Below are 13636 nucleotides of genomic sequence, written 5' to 3' on the forward strand. Positions count from 1 at the left end.
GAAGCGTCAAGGTCGGCCGTACGCACGTGCCGTCACCGCCGCCGGTGCTCGTACTCTGGGTGAGTACGAGGGAGGATCAGTGGCCGACAGCCCGTCACGAGACGTCACCATCTCCGCCATCGCCGCTGAGGCAGGCGTGTCCGCACCGACGGTGTCGCGCGTCCTCAACGGGCGAAGCGACGTGGCCCCCGCCACGCGCGAGCGCATCGAGAACCTGATTCGGTCCCACGGCTACCGGCGCCGTGGCAGCCGCGTTCGGGAGCGGATAGGCCTGCTCGACCTGGTCTTCAACGACCTGGACAGCCCGTGGGCGGTCGAGATCATCCGCGGCGTGGAGGACGCCGCGCACGCGGCGGACACCGGCATCGTGGTGTCGGCCATCCACCGCCGGGCCAGTTCGACCCGCCAGTGGTTGGAGAACGTCCGCTCGCGCGCCAGCGACGGCGCCATCCTCGTGACCACCGACCTGGACCCGGCCCTGCAAGCGGAGTTGGGAGAGCTGCACGTGCCCGCGGTGGTGGTGGACCCGGTCGGCGTTCCGGACCTGGCCACGCCCACGATAGGAGCTACCAACTGGGCCGGGGGGCTGAGCGCCACCGAGCATCTGATCCACCTCGGGCACCGGCGCATCGCCTTCATCGCGGGACGCCCCGAGCTGTGGTGCAGCCGTGCCCGGCTCGACGGGTACCGGGCCGGTCTGGAGACCGCCGGTCTGGCCGTCGAGGACGGTCTGGTGGTACCGGGGGAGTTCGGCTACGAGTCCGGCTTCCGGGCGGGGGAGCGCCTGTTCGGCCTCGCCGATCCGCCCACGGCCGTGTTCGCGGCCAGCGACCAGATGGCCCTGGGCGTCTACGAGGCGCTGCGGCGGCGGGGCCTGCGGGTCCCCGACGACGTCAGTGTGGTGGGCTTCGACGACCTGCCGGAGGCGCGCTGGTCCTCACCGTCGCTGACCACGGTGCGCCAGCCGCTGTCCGACATGGGCAGGCTCGCGGTGCGCACCGTGCACCGGCTCGTGCAGCACGAGACGATCGAGAGCCCGAGGGTGGAGCTGGCGACCGACCTCGTCGTCCGGGACAGTACCGCTCCGCCACCGTGAACCGTCTCCCCCCGCCGCGGGCGGCGACACGGACCGCGCAGGGTCGTTGACACTACGGCGCGGTGCTCTTTAAGCTGCCTTTGATTTTCGGAAGCTTCCGGAACCCCCTGAGCTCCGCGGCCAAGGAGACCTGTGTGACGAGCACTCACGGACGTTCCCGAACGCGGGGCCGCCTCCTGACGACCCTGTTCACCATCGGCCTCGCCCTCTGCGCCACGGCCCCGGCGCATGCCCACACGGCCGTCCCCCACGGTCCCGCCTCGCGCGCGACGCCGCCCTCCAGCACCGCCAAGGGGCCCGCCACCCCCGACATCGTCGACTCGGCGCGGCGGGGCGGTCGCTCGGTGGCCCTCACCTTCGACGACGGCCCCGATCCCCGCCACACGCCCCAACTGCTCGACGTGCTGCGAGAGCACCGCGTCAAGGCCGTGTTCTGCCTGTGGGGCGACCACGTGCGGCAGCACCCCGAGATCGTGCGGCGGATCGCGGCGGAGGGGCACACGCTGTGCAACCACACGATGAGCCACGACGACATGAGCACCTGGTCGGCGCGGGACGTCCGCGCGGACCTGCTGGAGACCGACGCGGCGATCCGCGAGGCGGTGCCACACGCACGTGTCCCCTATTTCCGGGCACCCTACGGCGCCTGGGGACAGACGCCCGGGACGGCGGCGGAACTAGGCATGCAGCCGCTCGGTTGGAGCCTCGCGGTGGAGGACTGGGTGCCGCCCGGCACCAGTGAGCTCGTCCGGCGCCTGGAGGAGGGCATCACACCGGGATCAGTGGTGCTCCTGCACGACGGCGGAGGTGACCGCAGCCAGACGGTCGCCGCCGTGGCCCGGATCGTCCCGGCCTTGCGGTCCGACGGATGGCACTTCACCCGTCCCGCCCGGCGCGGATAGACCACCCGTAGAACATGGGCTGGTGGTCCGTGCCGGGACAGGGCGTGCAGCAGACCCGAGCCAGGCACCCGTAGGGCTGGCAGCGGCGCTCCACCGCAGGGGGGTGGGGAAGCCTGGAGCGGTGGCCCGCCGCAGAGGGGTCGGGTAGAGCGCGCAGCGGCGCGCAACCACGCACCCGTAGAGCCTCCAGCAGACCCCGACCACGCGCCCGTAGAGTATGCAACGGCGAGTAACCGGAAACTATGGTGACACGTCAGCCCGGGCCCTACGGGTGCCTGGCTGAGGTCTCCTGAAGGCCCTGCCCAAACCCCCTGGGGCGCGGGCCACCGCTGGAGGCTCTACCAACCCCCTGGGGCGGAGCGCCGCCTGGACGCTCTACCCCCGAGGGCACACGGCCGGGGTCTGTTGGAGGCTCTGCCAAACGCGGGCCTCAGCCGCGCAGCAGGCGCCAGGTGGCCAGCGCGGCCTCCTCGCGGGTTCCGGGCGCCCCGGAGCCGACCCAGTCGGTGATCACGCCGACCAGAGCCCCCGCCAGGTAGGCGGCGTGCGTCCGTACCGGGACGTCGTCGAACCCCGGTGGCCGGGCGCCCTCCTCCAGGCGTGCGGCCAACTCCTCGGCCAGCCGCTCCCGCAGCCGGTTCGCGAAACGTGCGCTGCCGTGGGCGGAGAGCATCCGCCGGTAGAGCACGGCGCTGTCCTCCACGTGCCCGAACAGGTCGACCAGCGGACCCGGAGGCTGCTCCCGCGGTGTGTCCAGGGGGCACAGCGCCGCGCACCGCGCCACGTACGAGACGGTGTTCTCCATGGCATCGGCGACCAGGGCGTCCAAGTCGGCGTAGTGCTGGTACACGGTCGCCCGGTTGACCCCTGCCCGTGTGGCGAGGGCCGACACCGTGACGTCGTCGAGTTCGGTCTCCGCGGCCAGGGACAGGAGGGAGGCGCGCAGACGGTCGCGAGTCCGCTGGACGCGGGGGTCGTCGGGGTTCACGGGCACAGATTACGGCACCTCCCAGCCAGCCGGCATCCGAGCTTTAAACAACATCTGTTGTTTAAGCGTCAAGTGTCGTATAAGTTGTCCGCATGAGGATCGAGATCTGGGCGGACATGGTCTGCCCGTGGATGTACATCGGCAAGCGGCGTCTGGAACGGGCGCTCACCGGGCCCGGCGGCCCGGCGGGCGAGGCGGCGGAGGTGGTCTGGCGCCCCTACCGGATCGATCCCGTGGCCCCCGTCGAGGCCGAACCCCTGGACGAGCTGTTGCGTGACCCCTTCGTGGACACCGCCCTGCGGGCCTGCGCCCCCGGTATCACCCCGGCCGAGAACCGCGTCCGCGTCGCCGAAGCCGCGGCGGCCGAGGGGCTCGGCGACCAGTGGGGCGCGGTCTGGCGGGTGAGCAGCCACGACGCCCACCGGCTCGTCGCCATCGCTCTGGAGTCCGGTGGCCCCGGCCTACAGGGCGCGGTGGCGGAGGGCGTGCTGCGCGCCCACTTCAGGGAGGCCGCCGACATCGGTTCCGCCGAGGTCCTCGGACACGTCGCCCGGGAGGCCGGGTTCCCCGACGGCGGCCGCCTTCTGCGCGAGGGTGCGGGGGAGGAGCGCGTCCGTGAACTCCTCCTGCGGGGCAGGGCGATCGGCGTGCGCACCTCCCCGACCCTCGTGGCCAACGGCCGGGCGCTGGAGGGGGCCCGGCACCCCGACGCCATCCGGGACTTTCTGGCCGACGCCGCGGCGCACACCACGCGCCGGCTCCCCGGGGAGGTCGAGCGTTTCCGCCAGGCGGAGTCCCTGCTGCGGGCGGGCGACCCCCTCGGCGCGCTCTCCCTGCTCCGCCCGATGCTCGACGAGCACTCCGCCGACCGGAACGTGCTGCTGCTCGCCGCCCGCGCCCACTACCGCTCCGCCCAGCTGGGACGCGCCCGCCGGACGCTGGAGGCCCTCGTGGCGGAGAACCCGGACGACGCGTACGCCCACCTGCTGCTGGGTCGCACGCTCCAGAGGCAGGGGGAACGGGGGCGGGCCGGGCCCCACCTCCGTCTGGCGGGGGCGATGGTCCCCGAATACGCCTGACCCGGGCGCCCGCCCCGGGGTCCGTGGCGTTCCACACCAGGTTTCGGTCAATCTCTTTGCCCGGATGTCAGTGTCCCTATCGGCCCGCCCTTGGGGGCGGGCCTGTTCCGGCGCGGACACATTCCCGGGCCGACAGATCTTTCTTGACCAACAGGCCACAACGATGCGCGACTTTTCCGCTACTTTTGGTTACTGTTCAGGTTGTCGATCCATGCTCGTGCTCGACGTGCGCCCTGCCCACGCCCTCTGAACCCGACCCCCTGGCGTAGGGGCAGTGACTCAAAGTGAGGTTTCCTGAGCTGTGGTCCTGGGGGGATACGTGGTCACAACCAGCCGGGCGAAAACCGCCCGTGAACAGTCGGCACGGATCACCGACGCCTCCCTCCTCCCCGGCGCGACCGGAGGGGTCGGGTTCGACGCTCCAGCCACCCGTTCCGGCGCCTGGGTCCGCCCCTACGTCGCGAGCCTGGTCTGCCTCGACCTGGTCGCCGCCCTCACCGCGACCGTCAGCGGCACGGTCGTCCGCTTCCACGCCGCCCTCGGCGCGGGCACCACGCTTCCCTACCTCCTCCTCTCACTCCTGCTGCCCCCGCTGTGGGTCCTGTCCGTCTGCCTGGGCGGCGGCTACGCCCGACGCTTCCTCGGGGTGGGCACCGAGGAGTACCGCCGCGTCACCACGTCCGGGCTCATGCTGGGCGCGGCGGTCGCCGTCGCCGCCTACGCCGTCGGGTTCGACCTGGCGCGCGGCTACGCGCTCGTCGCCCTGCCGCTCATCCTCCTGCTCAGCCTCGGCCTGCGGTACGCGCGCCGCAAGGCCCTCCACAGGAGCCGCCGCTCCGGCCAGTGCATGAGCGGCGTCGTGGTCGTCGGCTACCGGACGGCCGCCCGCGACCTCATCCGCCGGTTCCGCGGCGAGGTCTACCACGGCATGCGCGTCGTGGGCGTGTGCCTGCCGCGTGACCAGGCGGTCCGGGGCGACGGTGTGGAGGGCTGCCCGGTCCTGGGTACCTTCACCGACGCCGCCGACGCCGCCGCCCTCGTCGGTGCCGACACGGTCGCGGTCCTGGCCTGCCCGGAGATGGGCGGGGCCGAGCTGCGCCGCCTGGCCTGGCGGCTGGAGAAGACCGACACCGACCTCATCGTCGCCTCCGCGCTCATGGACGTGGCCGGGCCGCGCACCTCCATCCGCCCGGTCGCCGGGCTGCCCCTGCTGCACGTGGAGCACCCGGAGCTGGTGGGCGCCCGCCGTGTCCTCAAGGGCGCCTTCGACCGCTGCGCCGCGGCCCTCGCGCTGATCCTGCTGTCCCCGCTGTTCCTGGTGCTCTCCGTCCTCATCCGCCACGAGGGCGGCGGGCCCGCCCTCTTCGCCCAGACGCGGGTGGGGAGGGGCGGCAGCGAGTTCACCGTCTACAAGTTCCGTACGATGGTGGTAGGGGCCGAGGCGTTGAAGACGATGCTCCGGCCACGCAACGAGCACGACGGTGTGCTGTTCAAGATGCGTCGCGATCCCAGGGTGACGCCCGTGGGGGCATGGCTGCGCCGGTACTCGCTCGACGAGCTTCCCCAGCTCGTCAACGTGGTACGGGGAGAGATGTCGCTCGTCGGTCCCAGACCGCCGCTTCCGGAGGAGGTCGCCCAGTACGGGGACGACGTCCGCCGCAAGCTGGTGGTCAAACCGGGGATGACGGGCCTGTGGCAGGTCAGCGGTCGTTCCGACCTCTCCTGGGAGGAATCGGTCCGCCTCGATCTGCGGTACGTGGAAAACTGGTCGCTGACGTTGGACATCCAGATCCTGTGGAAGACGTGGTCAGCGGTGATCCGTGGGGCGGGAGCATACTAGCCGGTGAAGAGCATCCGAAACGATCATGAGGTGGCCCGCGACCTGGCGAGCGAGGCGGGGCAGCTGCTGCTGCGCCTGCGCGCCCGGCACGGCTTCGACGAGCCCGACGTGCTGCGCACCCTGGGCGATCGCACCTCGCACGAGTTCCTGTTCTCCGCGCTGGGGCGGCTGCGGCCCAGCGACGCCGTGCTCTCGGAGGAGGGCGCCGACGACCACGCCCGGTTGAGAGCGCGCCGGGTGTGGATCATCGACCCGCTCGACGGTACCCGCGAGTTCGCCGAGGCCGGCCGCACGGACTGGGCGGTGCACGTGGCGCTGTGGGAGGACGGCGACCTGGTCGCGGGCGCGGTGGCGCTGCCCTCGCAGGGCAGCACGCTGTCCACGGTCGACCCGCCGTGGCTGCCCGATGAGCGGCCCTCGGACCAGCGGCTGCGCATCACCGCCAGCCGGACCCGGCCCCCCGCGTTCGTGCACCGGATGGCCACCCAGCTCGGTGCCGAGGTGGTCCCGATGGGTTCGGCGGGCGCCAAGATCTGCGCGGTGCTGCTCGGTATCGCCGACATCTACGTGCACGCGGGCGGCCAGTACGAGTGGGACAGCGCGGCCCCGGTGGCCGTAGCCCGGGCCTCGGGTCTGCACACCTCCCGAATCGACGGCTCCCAGCTGCGCTACAACGTAGCCGATCCGCTACTGCCCGATGTCCTTGTATGTCGACCGGAATTGTCGGGTATGTTGTTGGCAAGCATCCGCGACGGCGCGGACCTGGACAGCGCGGGTCCGCACGCGGGGGGCTGAGCGAACCGCCCCTCCGCCGTCGGCCCTGTCGATACTTACGAAGGCGGGTTCATGGGTCAGGCGAGTCAGCAGGCACTCGGGCGCTACCAGCTCTCCCAGCTGGACGTCCTGGAAGCCGAAGCGATCTTCATCATGCGCGAGGTGGCCGCGGAGTTCGAGCGGCCGGTACTGCTCTTCTCGGGCGGCAAGGACTCCATTGTCATGCTCCGTCTCGCCGAGAAGGCCTTCTGGCCCGGTGCCGTTCCGTTCCCGGTGATGCACGTGGACACCGGCCACAACTTCCCCGAGGTCATCGAGTTCCGCGACCGCCGGATCGCCGAGGCCGGGGTCCGCCTGGTCGTCGCCTCGGTGCAGGAACAGATCGACGCGGGCAAGGTCACCGAGCCGACCGGTCGTTGGGCCAGCCGCAACCGCCTCCAGACCTCGGCTCTGCTGGAGGCCGTCGAGGAGAACGAGTTCGACGCGGCCTTCGGCGGAGCCCGTCGCGACGAGGAGAAGGCACGCGCCAAGGAGCGGGTCTTCTCCTTCCGCGACGAGTTCGGCCAGTGGGACCCCAAGAGCCAGCGGCCCGAGCTGTGGAGTGTGTTCAACACCCGCATCGACCGCGGTGAGCACATCCGGGTCTTCCCGATCTCCAACTGGACCGAGCTGGACGTGTGGTCCTACATCAAGCGGGAGCGGCTGGAGCTGCCCTCCATCTACTTCGCCCACGAGCGCGAGGTCTTCGAGCGTGACGGCATCCTGCTCACGAACTCGCCCCTCATCACCCGCGACGAGACCGAGGTCCCGTTCACCGAGACCGTCCGCTACCGCACGGTCGGCGACCTGACCTGCACTGGAGCGGTCAAGTCCACGGCGGTGGAGATCGACGACATCATCACCGAGATCGCCGCGACCCGGGTGACCGAGCGCGGACAGACGCGGGCCGACGACCGTGCGAGCGAGGCCGCCATGGAGGACCGCAAGCGCGAGGGCTACTTCTAGGCCCCCGACCGACGCCACCGGACGGGCCGTCCGCCCCGGGAGGGACGGCCCCGGAGGCGGTGTCTCCCGCCCGGCGGCCACGGCGCCCGCGCCGACCCGCGGCAGCCCGTCGGACCCCGCCCCTCGCAGACCACTCACTCCACATTGGACCAGGCAAGCATGAGCAACGACATCCTGCGGTTCGCGACGGCGGGCTCCGTCGACGACGGCAAGAGCACCCTGATCGGCCGACTGCTGTTCGACTCCAAGTCCATCTTCGAGGACCAGCTCGACGCGGTGGAGCGCACCAGCGTCGCGCGCGGCGAGGAGCAGACCAACCTGGCGCTGCTCACCGACGGCCTGCGCGCCGAACGCGAGCAGGGCATCACCATCGACGTGGCGTACCGCTACTTCGCCACCCCCAAGCGCACCTTCATCATCGCCGACACCCCCGGGCACATCCAGTACACCCGGAACATGGTCACCGGTGCCTCCACCTCCGACCTCGCGATCATCCTGGTGGACGCGCGCAAGGGCCTACAGGAGCAGAGCCGCCGCCACGCCTTCCTCACCACCCTGCTCCAGGTGCCGCACCTGGTGCTGGCGGTCAACAAGATGGACCTGGTGGACTACTCCCAGGAGCGCTTCGACGAGATCAAGGCCGAGTTCACCGACTTCGCCGCCAAGCTGGACGCGCGCGACCTGACGTTCGTGCCGATCTCGGCCCTGCACGGCGACAACGTGGTGAGCCGTTCGGAGAACATGCCCTGGTACAGCGGGCCCTCCCTGCTCCACCACCTGGAGAACGTGCACATCGCCTCCGACCGCAACCTGATCGACGCGCGCTTCCCCGTGCAGTACGTGATCAGGCCGCACAAGTCGGCCGACCCCGAACTGCACGACTACCGGGGCTACGCGGGCCAGCTCGCGGGCGGCGTGCTCAGGCCGGGCGACGAGGTCGTCCACCTGCCCTCCGGGCTGAACACGCGGATCGCCAGGATCGTCACCGCGGACGGCGATGTGGCCGAGGCCTACTCGCCGATGTCGGTCACCCTCCTGCTGGAGGACGAGATCGACGTCTCGCGGGGCGACATGATCTGCCGCCCCAACAACGCCCCGGCGGTCACACAGGACCTGGAGGCGATGGTGTGCTGGATGACGGACGCGCGTAAGCTCACGCCGCGCTCCAAGCTCATCCTCAAGCACACGACCCGCAGCGCGAAGGTCATGGTCAAGGACATGCGGTACCGGCTGGACGTCAACACGCTGCACCGTGACGAGCAGGCCGACCACCTGGCGCTGAACGAGATCGGCCGTGTGCGGCTGCGCTCCACCCAGCCGCTGTTCGTGGACGAGTACAACAAGAACCGCCAGACGGGCGGGTTCATCCTCATCGACGAGGCCACCAACGCCACGGTCGGCGCGGGGATGGTCGTCAAGGCCGACTGATCCCGCGGGCCCCGGACGCGGCGGGACACAGGGCTCCAAGGGGCCGCCTCCGGGCGGCCCCTTCGCTCTGCCCGGGTCCTCCCGTGGCCCGGCACACCCGGGTGTGACTTTTCGAGCTCACATTATGACCGAAAGTAATAACCTGTCCGTGTGAATGATGGTTATCGACTGGTGTTCGTCGGCGGGATGGGCCGGTCCGGCTCGACCCTGATCGAGCGGCTCCTCGGCGAGCTGCCCGGGTTCTGCTCGGTCGGCGAGACCGTGCACCTGTGGCGGCGTGGACTGGTGGAGGACGAGCGGTGCGGCTGCGGCCGGCCGTTCTCCGAATGCGGCTTCTGGGTCGACGTGGGCAAGGAGGCCTTCGGCGGCTGGAACCGCCTGGACGCCGGGCAGGTGCTGCGGCTCAAGGGCGGTGTCGACCGCACCCGCTTCCTGCCGGTGCTGCTCAACGGTGCGCACGAGGGCCGACTCGCCTCCCGTTGTGAGCGCTACACCGAGCTCTACCACCGGCTGTACTCGGCTGTTTCCCTGGTCAGCGGCGCCGACGTGATCGTCGACGCCAGCAAGCACGCCTCGCTGGCCGCCTGCCTGCGCTGGCGCTACGGCGCCCGGATGCGCTTGCTGCACGTGGTGCGCGACCCGAGGGCGGTGGCCCACGCCTGGGCCAAGCGGGTGGCCCGTCCGGACGCCTCCCCGGGCAGCAGTGAGCCGGAGATGGCCCGCTACTCGGCGGGCCGGGCGTCGGTGCAGTGGATGGCCCAGAACGCGTGCCTCGACGCGCTGGCCCAGCGCGGCACCCCGACCCTGCGGGTCCGCTACGAGGACTTCGTCGCCGACCCGGGCGGGGAGTTCGCCCGGATCTCGGAGTTCGCGGGGTACACGGGCGACCCGCTGAACGTGGCGGAGGGGCGGGTGGACCTGTCGGAGGGGCACGCGGTCTCGGGCAACCCGATGCGGTTCACGACCGGGCGGGTCGGGGTGCGGGCCGACCACGGCTGGCGCGAGGCGATGCCCTCCTGGCGGCGACACCTGGTGGCCGCCGCGACGGCGCCGTCCCGGAGACGTTACGGATACTGACGTCCACTGGTGTCCGTTATGCCAGTTCGAGGCTGTCGCCTGCCCCAAATATGACGTATGGTGTTCATGTGAACACGCTAGGTCATATTTTGGAGAGCTAGGGGGAGTTTGCCGTGGACAGGGGACCGATACGGGCAGTAGCGACGACGGGGGCCATGGTCCTCGTCCTGACACTGGCGGGGGTGGGGGACGCCCCCGCCGGCCGGGCTTCCCACGCTCCACGGCAGGACCTGCCGGACCGGCCCTCGGGCGCCACGCGATACCTCCCGGACGGATACGGCTCCGACGCGGAGTGCGCGGTCTCGGAGATCCTCGAACCCTCCTGCGGGGTCTGGTGGGGGGCCAGCCCCTACCAGAACCGGATCAAGCCGCTGGAGGAGGCGGTCGACCGGCACATGGACATCGTCTACACCTGGCGCGGCATCGACCAGGCAGACGTGCCCGGCGCACGGGAACGGAACCTGATCGCCGAGGGCCGGTTCGTCCACACCAACATCGAGGCCCGCCGTTTCACCCGGTCCGGGCACCCGGCGGTCTCGTACCGCTCCGTCATCGGAGGCGACTTCGACCGGTCGCTGCGGGCGCAGGCCCGCGCCATCGCGGAGCTGGACGTGCCCTACTTCGTCACCTTCGACCACGAGGCCGACGCCAACAAGCGCTACAACGAGCGCGGAACCCCGGAGGAGTTCGTGGGGGCCTGGCGCCACATCGTGGACCTGTACCGCGAGGAGGGCGCCGACAACGCCATCTGGGTGTGGAACGTGACCGGGTGGAAGGGCAACCTCGAACGCCTGCCGGGGCTGTGGCCGGGCAACGACTACGTCGACTGGCTCAGCTGGGAGGCGTACAACATGACCGGCTGCGACACCCAGCCGCACTGGACCGAGGTGCACTCCTTCGAGGACGGGCTGCGCCCGGCCTACGAGTGGATCCAGAGCGAGGGGGCCGAGCACGGCATCGACCCGGAGAAGCCGGTGATGATCGGCGAGATGGGCACCACCCACATCGGGGCGCGGGAGACCCTGAAGTGGTACACCGACATCCCCGAGGTGCTGCGCCGCTACGAGCGGGTGCGCGCGGTGAAGGTGTGGGACAACAAGGTCTCCTCCGGCTGCGACTTCCGGATCCGGGCCGACCAGTACGCCCGGAAGGGCTTCGAGGCGGCAGGACAGGACCCGTACGTGAACCTGCCCGAGCGGGTGCGCCGTCTGGCCGAGTACGCCCAGCAGCGGGACTGACGGGACCGGCGGGAAGGCCGGTCAGCCGCCCACGGGCCGGAGCCGGGACCTCTTGGACCATGTGCGCCTCATCGGGACCGCCGTGGCGAGAGGTCGAGACTACACACCCTTGCCGTTCAGGTGGAGCATACGGGTGATCCATCCGGCGGGCACCCCGAACACCACTATCAGGGCCAGGTAGGCGCGGCCCTCGGCGGGCCTGCGTCGGACCGTGGTGCCGATCCACCGCAGGGCCGCGCGGCGGCGTCCGGCCGAGGCCTCGGCGAAGGCGATCTGCCCGGCCACCCGCGCATAGCCGCGCGGCACCAGCGCGAACTCGGGGTAGCGGTCCAGCAGCCAGCGCAGGGCGGTGGAGATGGTTCGCCACCGGCCCGAGAAATGCGAGCTGCGGTGCCACAGCACGCGCACGCCCGGTGTGGGGATGTTGCGGATGGGACCGCGCCGGGCCAGGCGCAGCAGTAGCTCGTAGTCCTCGGCGTAGCTGCCGGGGATCTCCTCGCTGACCGTTCCACAGCCGCCGATCATGGCCTGGCGCCGGATGAGGAACGTGGAAGGGTGCAACTCGGTCAGCCGCGATCCCAGGAGGTCGCCGAAGGTGACGCTGGTGCGGTCCAGGGTGCGGACGGCCTCGGCCTTGTCGTAGACCACCCGGATACCGCAGCACACCATCTCGGTTCCGGGCTCGTCGAGCATGACCTCGACCTGCGCGCGGAGCTTGTCGGCCAGCCAGGTGTCGTCGTCGTCGCAGAAGGCGACGAAGTCGGTGTCCGCGGCGAGCACCCCGGTGTTGCGGGCCCCGGCCAGGCCGGGGGTGAGGGTGTTGGTGACCACCCGCACGGGACGGTCGTTCCCGGAGCGGGTCAGGGAGGGGTCGGGCTGGTCGTTGTCGAAGACCACGATCGTGGTGATGCGGCCCGGGTAGTCCTGCTCGGTGATCGCGCGCAGGGTCCGGCGCAGTAGTTCGGGCCGGTCCCGGGTGGGCACCACCACGGTTACCTCGGGCCAGGTCTCGGTGGCGCGCTCCTCGACCGCGGCGGCGGTGTCCGCGGAGGCATCGTCGGCCGGCGCGGACGCGGAGACCCCCGTGGCGGCGGATCCGAGGGGCTCGGTGGAAGCGCCCGTGGCGGAGGAGCCCTCCGCGCCGATGAGCAGGTCGATGAGTTCCCCGGCGCGTAGCGCGGCCCGCTCGGCGCCGTCGTCGTCGGAAGGGCGCACCTGGAAGCCGTCGGGTGAGGCGAGTGCCTTGTCGATGAGCTCGGACAGCTGCTGGGGGGTGACACAGGCGCGCACCCGGCTCGCCTCCTCCAAGCGCTGGACGAACAGGAGCTGGTGGTCGTCGACGTGCTCGTGCAGTTCGGGGTCGCGGGGGACGACGATGGGCAGGTGACCGGTTCCGCGGGCCTGGACGATGGTGCCCGGACCACCGTGGGTGACGACCACCCGGGCCCGGCGCATGTGCTCCCCCAGGTCCTCGCCGGGTAGGAACGGGGTGCCCGCGGCCACCGCGGGCGCGGCGCTGTGTCCGTACTGGACCAGGAAGCGCAGGTCGCGGCGGCGACGGGCGCAGTCGTCGATCCAGCGGACCAGCCGGTCGAAGGCGTGGTGGTCGGTGCCGAGGCTGACCACCACGTCGGGGTGGTCGCTGTCGTCGGGGCGCGGGACGGGACGGGTGATCTGTTCGGTCACAGGAGCGGTCCTACCGTGATGGCGGTCGGCATGAAGGTGCGCTGCTCCTCCCACTGGGCGAGGAACAGGCGGGTGAAGGGACGGCACAGGCGGGCGGTGAGGGTGGGGGTGTCGATGCGGTCGTAGACCTCGATGTAGACGGTCGGGATCCGCAGCAGCCATGCCAGGACGAAGAACGGCAGGGCCACCCCCGCGCCGGTGGTGACGACCGCGTCGGGCCGCCGTTCACGCAGGACACGGGCGGCCAGCCGGGTGTTGCGGAACAGGTTGCCGAGGTGTCGGGTGGTGGGGTGGAAGGCCCATCGGACCTGCTCGCCGTCGAGGGCGGCTTCGGCGTCGGGGGTTCGGAAGGTCACCCACAGGCGTTCCCGGTCCCGCCACCAGGGACGCAGCGAGTAGAGCTGGGTGAGGTGTCCCCCGCTGGAGGCCACCAGGAGAACCGGTCGCGAAGACATGAAGCCATCATTCCATAACCCACAGTAATCAATGGGTGACCGCTGAGGAACGGTCGATGCCGTGTTGC

At 71.1% G+C, this 13636-nt stretch carries 12 protein-coding genes; 9 read left to right on the forward strand and 3 right to left on the reverse strand.

Going from position 1 to position 13636, the window contains the following annotated elements:
- Positions 1-79: 79 nt before the first annotated feature.
- Positions 80-1096, forward strand: a complete 1017-nt coding sequence (locus AC0T5L_RS00275; protein WP_476163257.1) for a LacI family DNA-binding transcriptional regulator — start codon at positions 80-82, stop codon at positions 1094-1096.
- A 134-nt stretch (positions 1097-1230) separates the two neighbouring features.
- Positions 1231-1998: a polysaccharide deacetylase family protein gene (locus AC0T5L_RS00280; protein WP_476163258.1), complete on the forward strand. Its 768-nt coding sequence runs from the start codon at positions 1231-1233 to the stop codon at positions 1996-1998.
- Positions 1999-2428: 430 nt separating this feature from the next.
- Here AC0T5L_RS00280 and AC0T5L_RS00285 read toward each other — a convergent pair whose 3' ends face one another.
- Positions 2429-2986, reverse strand: a complete 558-nt coding sequence (locus tag AC0T5L_RS00285; protein ID WP_476163259.1) for a TetR/AcrR family transcriptional regulator — start codon at positions 2984-2986, stop codon at positions 2429-2431.
- A gap of 92 nt (positions 2987-3078) precedes the next feature.
- On the opposite strand from AC0T5L_RS00285, the gene AC0T5L_RS00290 reads away from it, so the two are divergent.
- The 7 genes from AC0T5L_RS00290 to AC0T5L_RS00320 all read left to right on the forward strand — a co-directional run bounded on the left by AC0T5L_RS00290 (position 3079) and on the right by AC0T5L_RS00320 (position 11427).
- The gene (locus AC0T5L_RS00290) at positions 3079-4065 is read left to right on the forward strand and encodes a DsbA family oxidoreductase (protein WP_476163260.1); all 987 of its coding nucleotides are present in this window, start codon (positions 3079-3081) and stop codon (positions 4063-4065) included.
- 319 nt (positions 4066-4384) lie between these two features.
- On the forward strand, positions 4385-5905 hold the full coding sequence (locus tag AC0T5L_RS00295; protein WP_476163261.1) for a sugar transferase: 1521 nt from the start codon (positions 4385-4387) through the stop codon (positions 5903-5905).
- Positions 5906-5908: 3 nt separating this feature from the next.
- Entirely contained in the window at positions 5909-6700 is a 792-nt protein-coding gene (locus tag AC0T5L_RS00300) for a 3'(2'),5'-bisphosphate nucleotidase CysQ (RefSeq protein WP_476163262.1), read from the forward strand.
- A gap of 51 nt (positions 6701-6751) precedes the next feature.
- Positions 6752-7684, forward strand: a complete 933-nt coding sequence (cysD, locus tag AC0T5L_RS00305; protein WP_476163263.1) for a sulfate adenylyltransferase subunit CysD — start codon at positions 6752-6754, stop codon at positions 7682-7684.
- Between the two features lie 159 nt (positions 7685-7843).
- Complete coding sequence (cysN, locus tag AC0T5L_RS00310) at positions 7844-9112, forward strand: sulfate adenylyltransferase subunit CysN (protein WP_476163264.1); 1269 nt, start codon at positions 7844-7846, stop codon at positions 9110-9112.
- A gap of 186 nt (positions 9113-9298) precedes the next feature.
- Positions 9299-10189 (forward strand): sulfotransferase, encoded by an 891-nt coding sequence (locus AC0T5L_RS00315; RefSeq protein WP_476163409.1) that lies wholly within the window; start codon positions 9299-9301, stop codon positions 10187-10189.
- A gap of 155 nt (positions 10190-10344) precedes the next feature.
- Positions 10345-11427: a glycoside hydrolase family 26 protein gene (locus tag AC0T5L_RS00320; RefSeq protein ID WP_476163265.1), complete on the forward strand. Its 1083-nt coding sequence runs from the start codon at positions 10345-10347 to the stop codon at positions 11425-11427.
- Between the two features lie 99 nt (positions 11428-11526).
- On the opposite strand, the gene AC0T5L_RS00325 is transcribed toward AC0T5L_RS00320, so the two are convergent.
- Complete coding sequence (locus AC0T5L_RS00325) at positions 11527-13113, reverse strand: glycosyltransferase (protein WP_476163266.1); 1587 nt, start codon at positions 13111-13113, stop codon at positions 11527-11529.
- Positions 13110-13568, reverse strand: coding sequence for a UDP-N-acetylglucosamine--LPS N-acetylglucosamine transferase (locus AC0T5L_RS00330; RefSeq protein WP_476163267.1), 459 nt, complete (start codon positions 13566-13568; stop codon positions 13110-13112). Before AC0T5L_RS00330 ends, AC0T5L_RS00325 begins: the two co-directional genes overlap by 4 nt.
- Positions 13569-13636 lie beyond the last annotated feature (68 nt).

This window comes from Nocardiopsis sp. TRM 82005, assembly GCF_056312425.1.

Coding starts and splice junctions, on each gene's coding strand:
- AC0T5L_RS00320 (WP_476163265.1), top strand. CDS start 10,345: ATGGTCCTCGTCCTGACACTGGCGGGGGTGGGGGACGCCCCCGCCGGC.
- cysN (WP_476163264.1), top strand. CDS start 7,844: ATGAGCAACGACATCCTGCGGTTCGCGACGGCGGGCTCCGTCGACGAC.
- AC0T5L_RS00290 (WP_476163260.1), top strand. CDS start 3,079: ATGAGGATCGAGATCTGGGCGGACATGGTCTGCCCGTGGATGTACATC.
- AC0T5L_RS00315 (WP_476163409.1), top strand. CDS start 9,299: ATGGGCCGGTCCGGCTCGACCCTGATCGAGCGGCTCCTCGGCGAGCTG.
- cysD (WP_476163263.1), top strand. CDS start 6,752: ATGGGTCAGGCGAGTCAGCAGGCACTCGGGCGCTACCAGCTCTCCCAG.
- AC0T5L_RS00330 (WP_476163267.1), bottom strand. CDS start 13,568: ATGTCTTCGCGACCGGTTCTCCTGGTGGCCTCCAGCGGGGGACACCTC.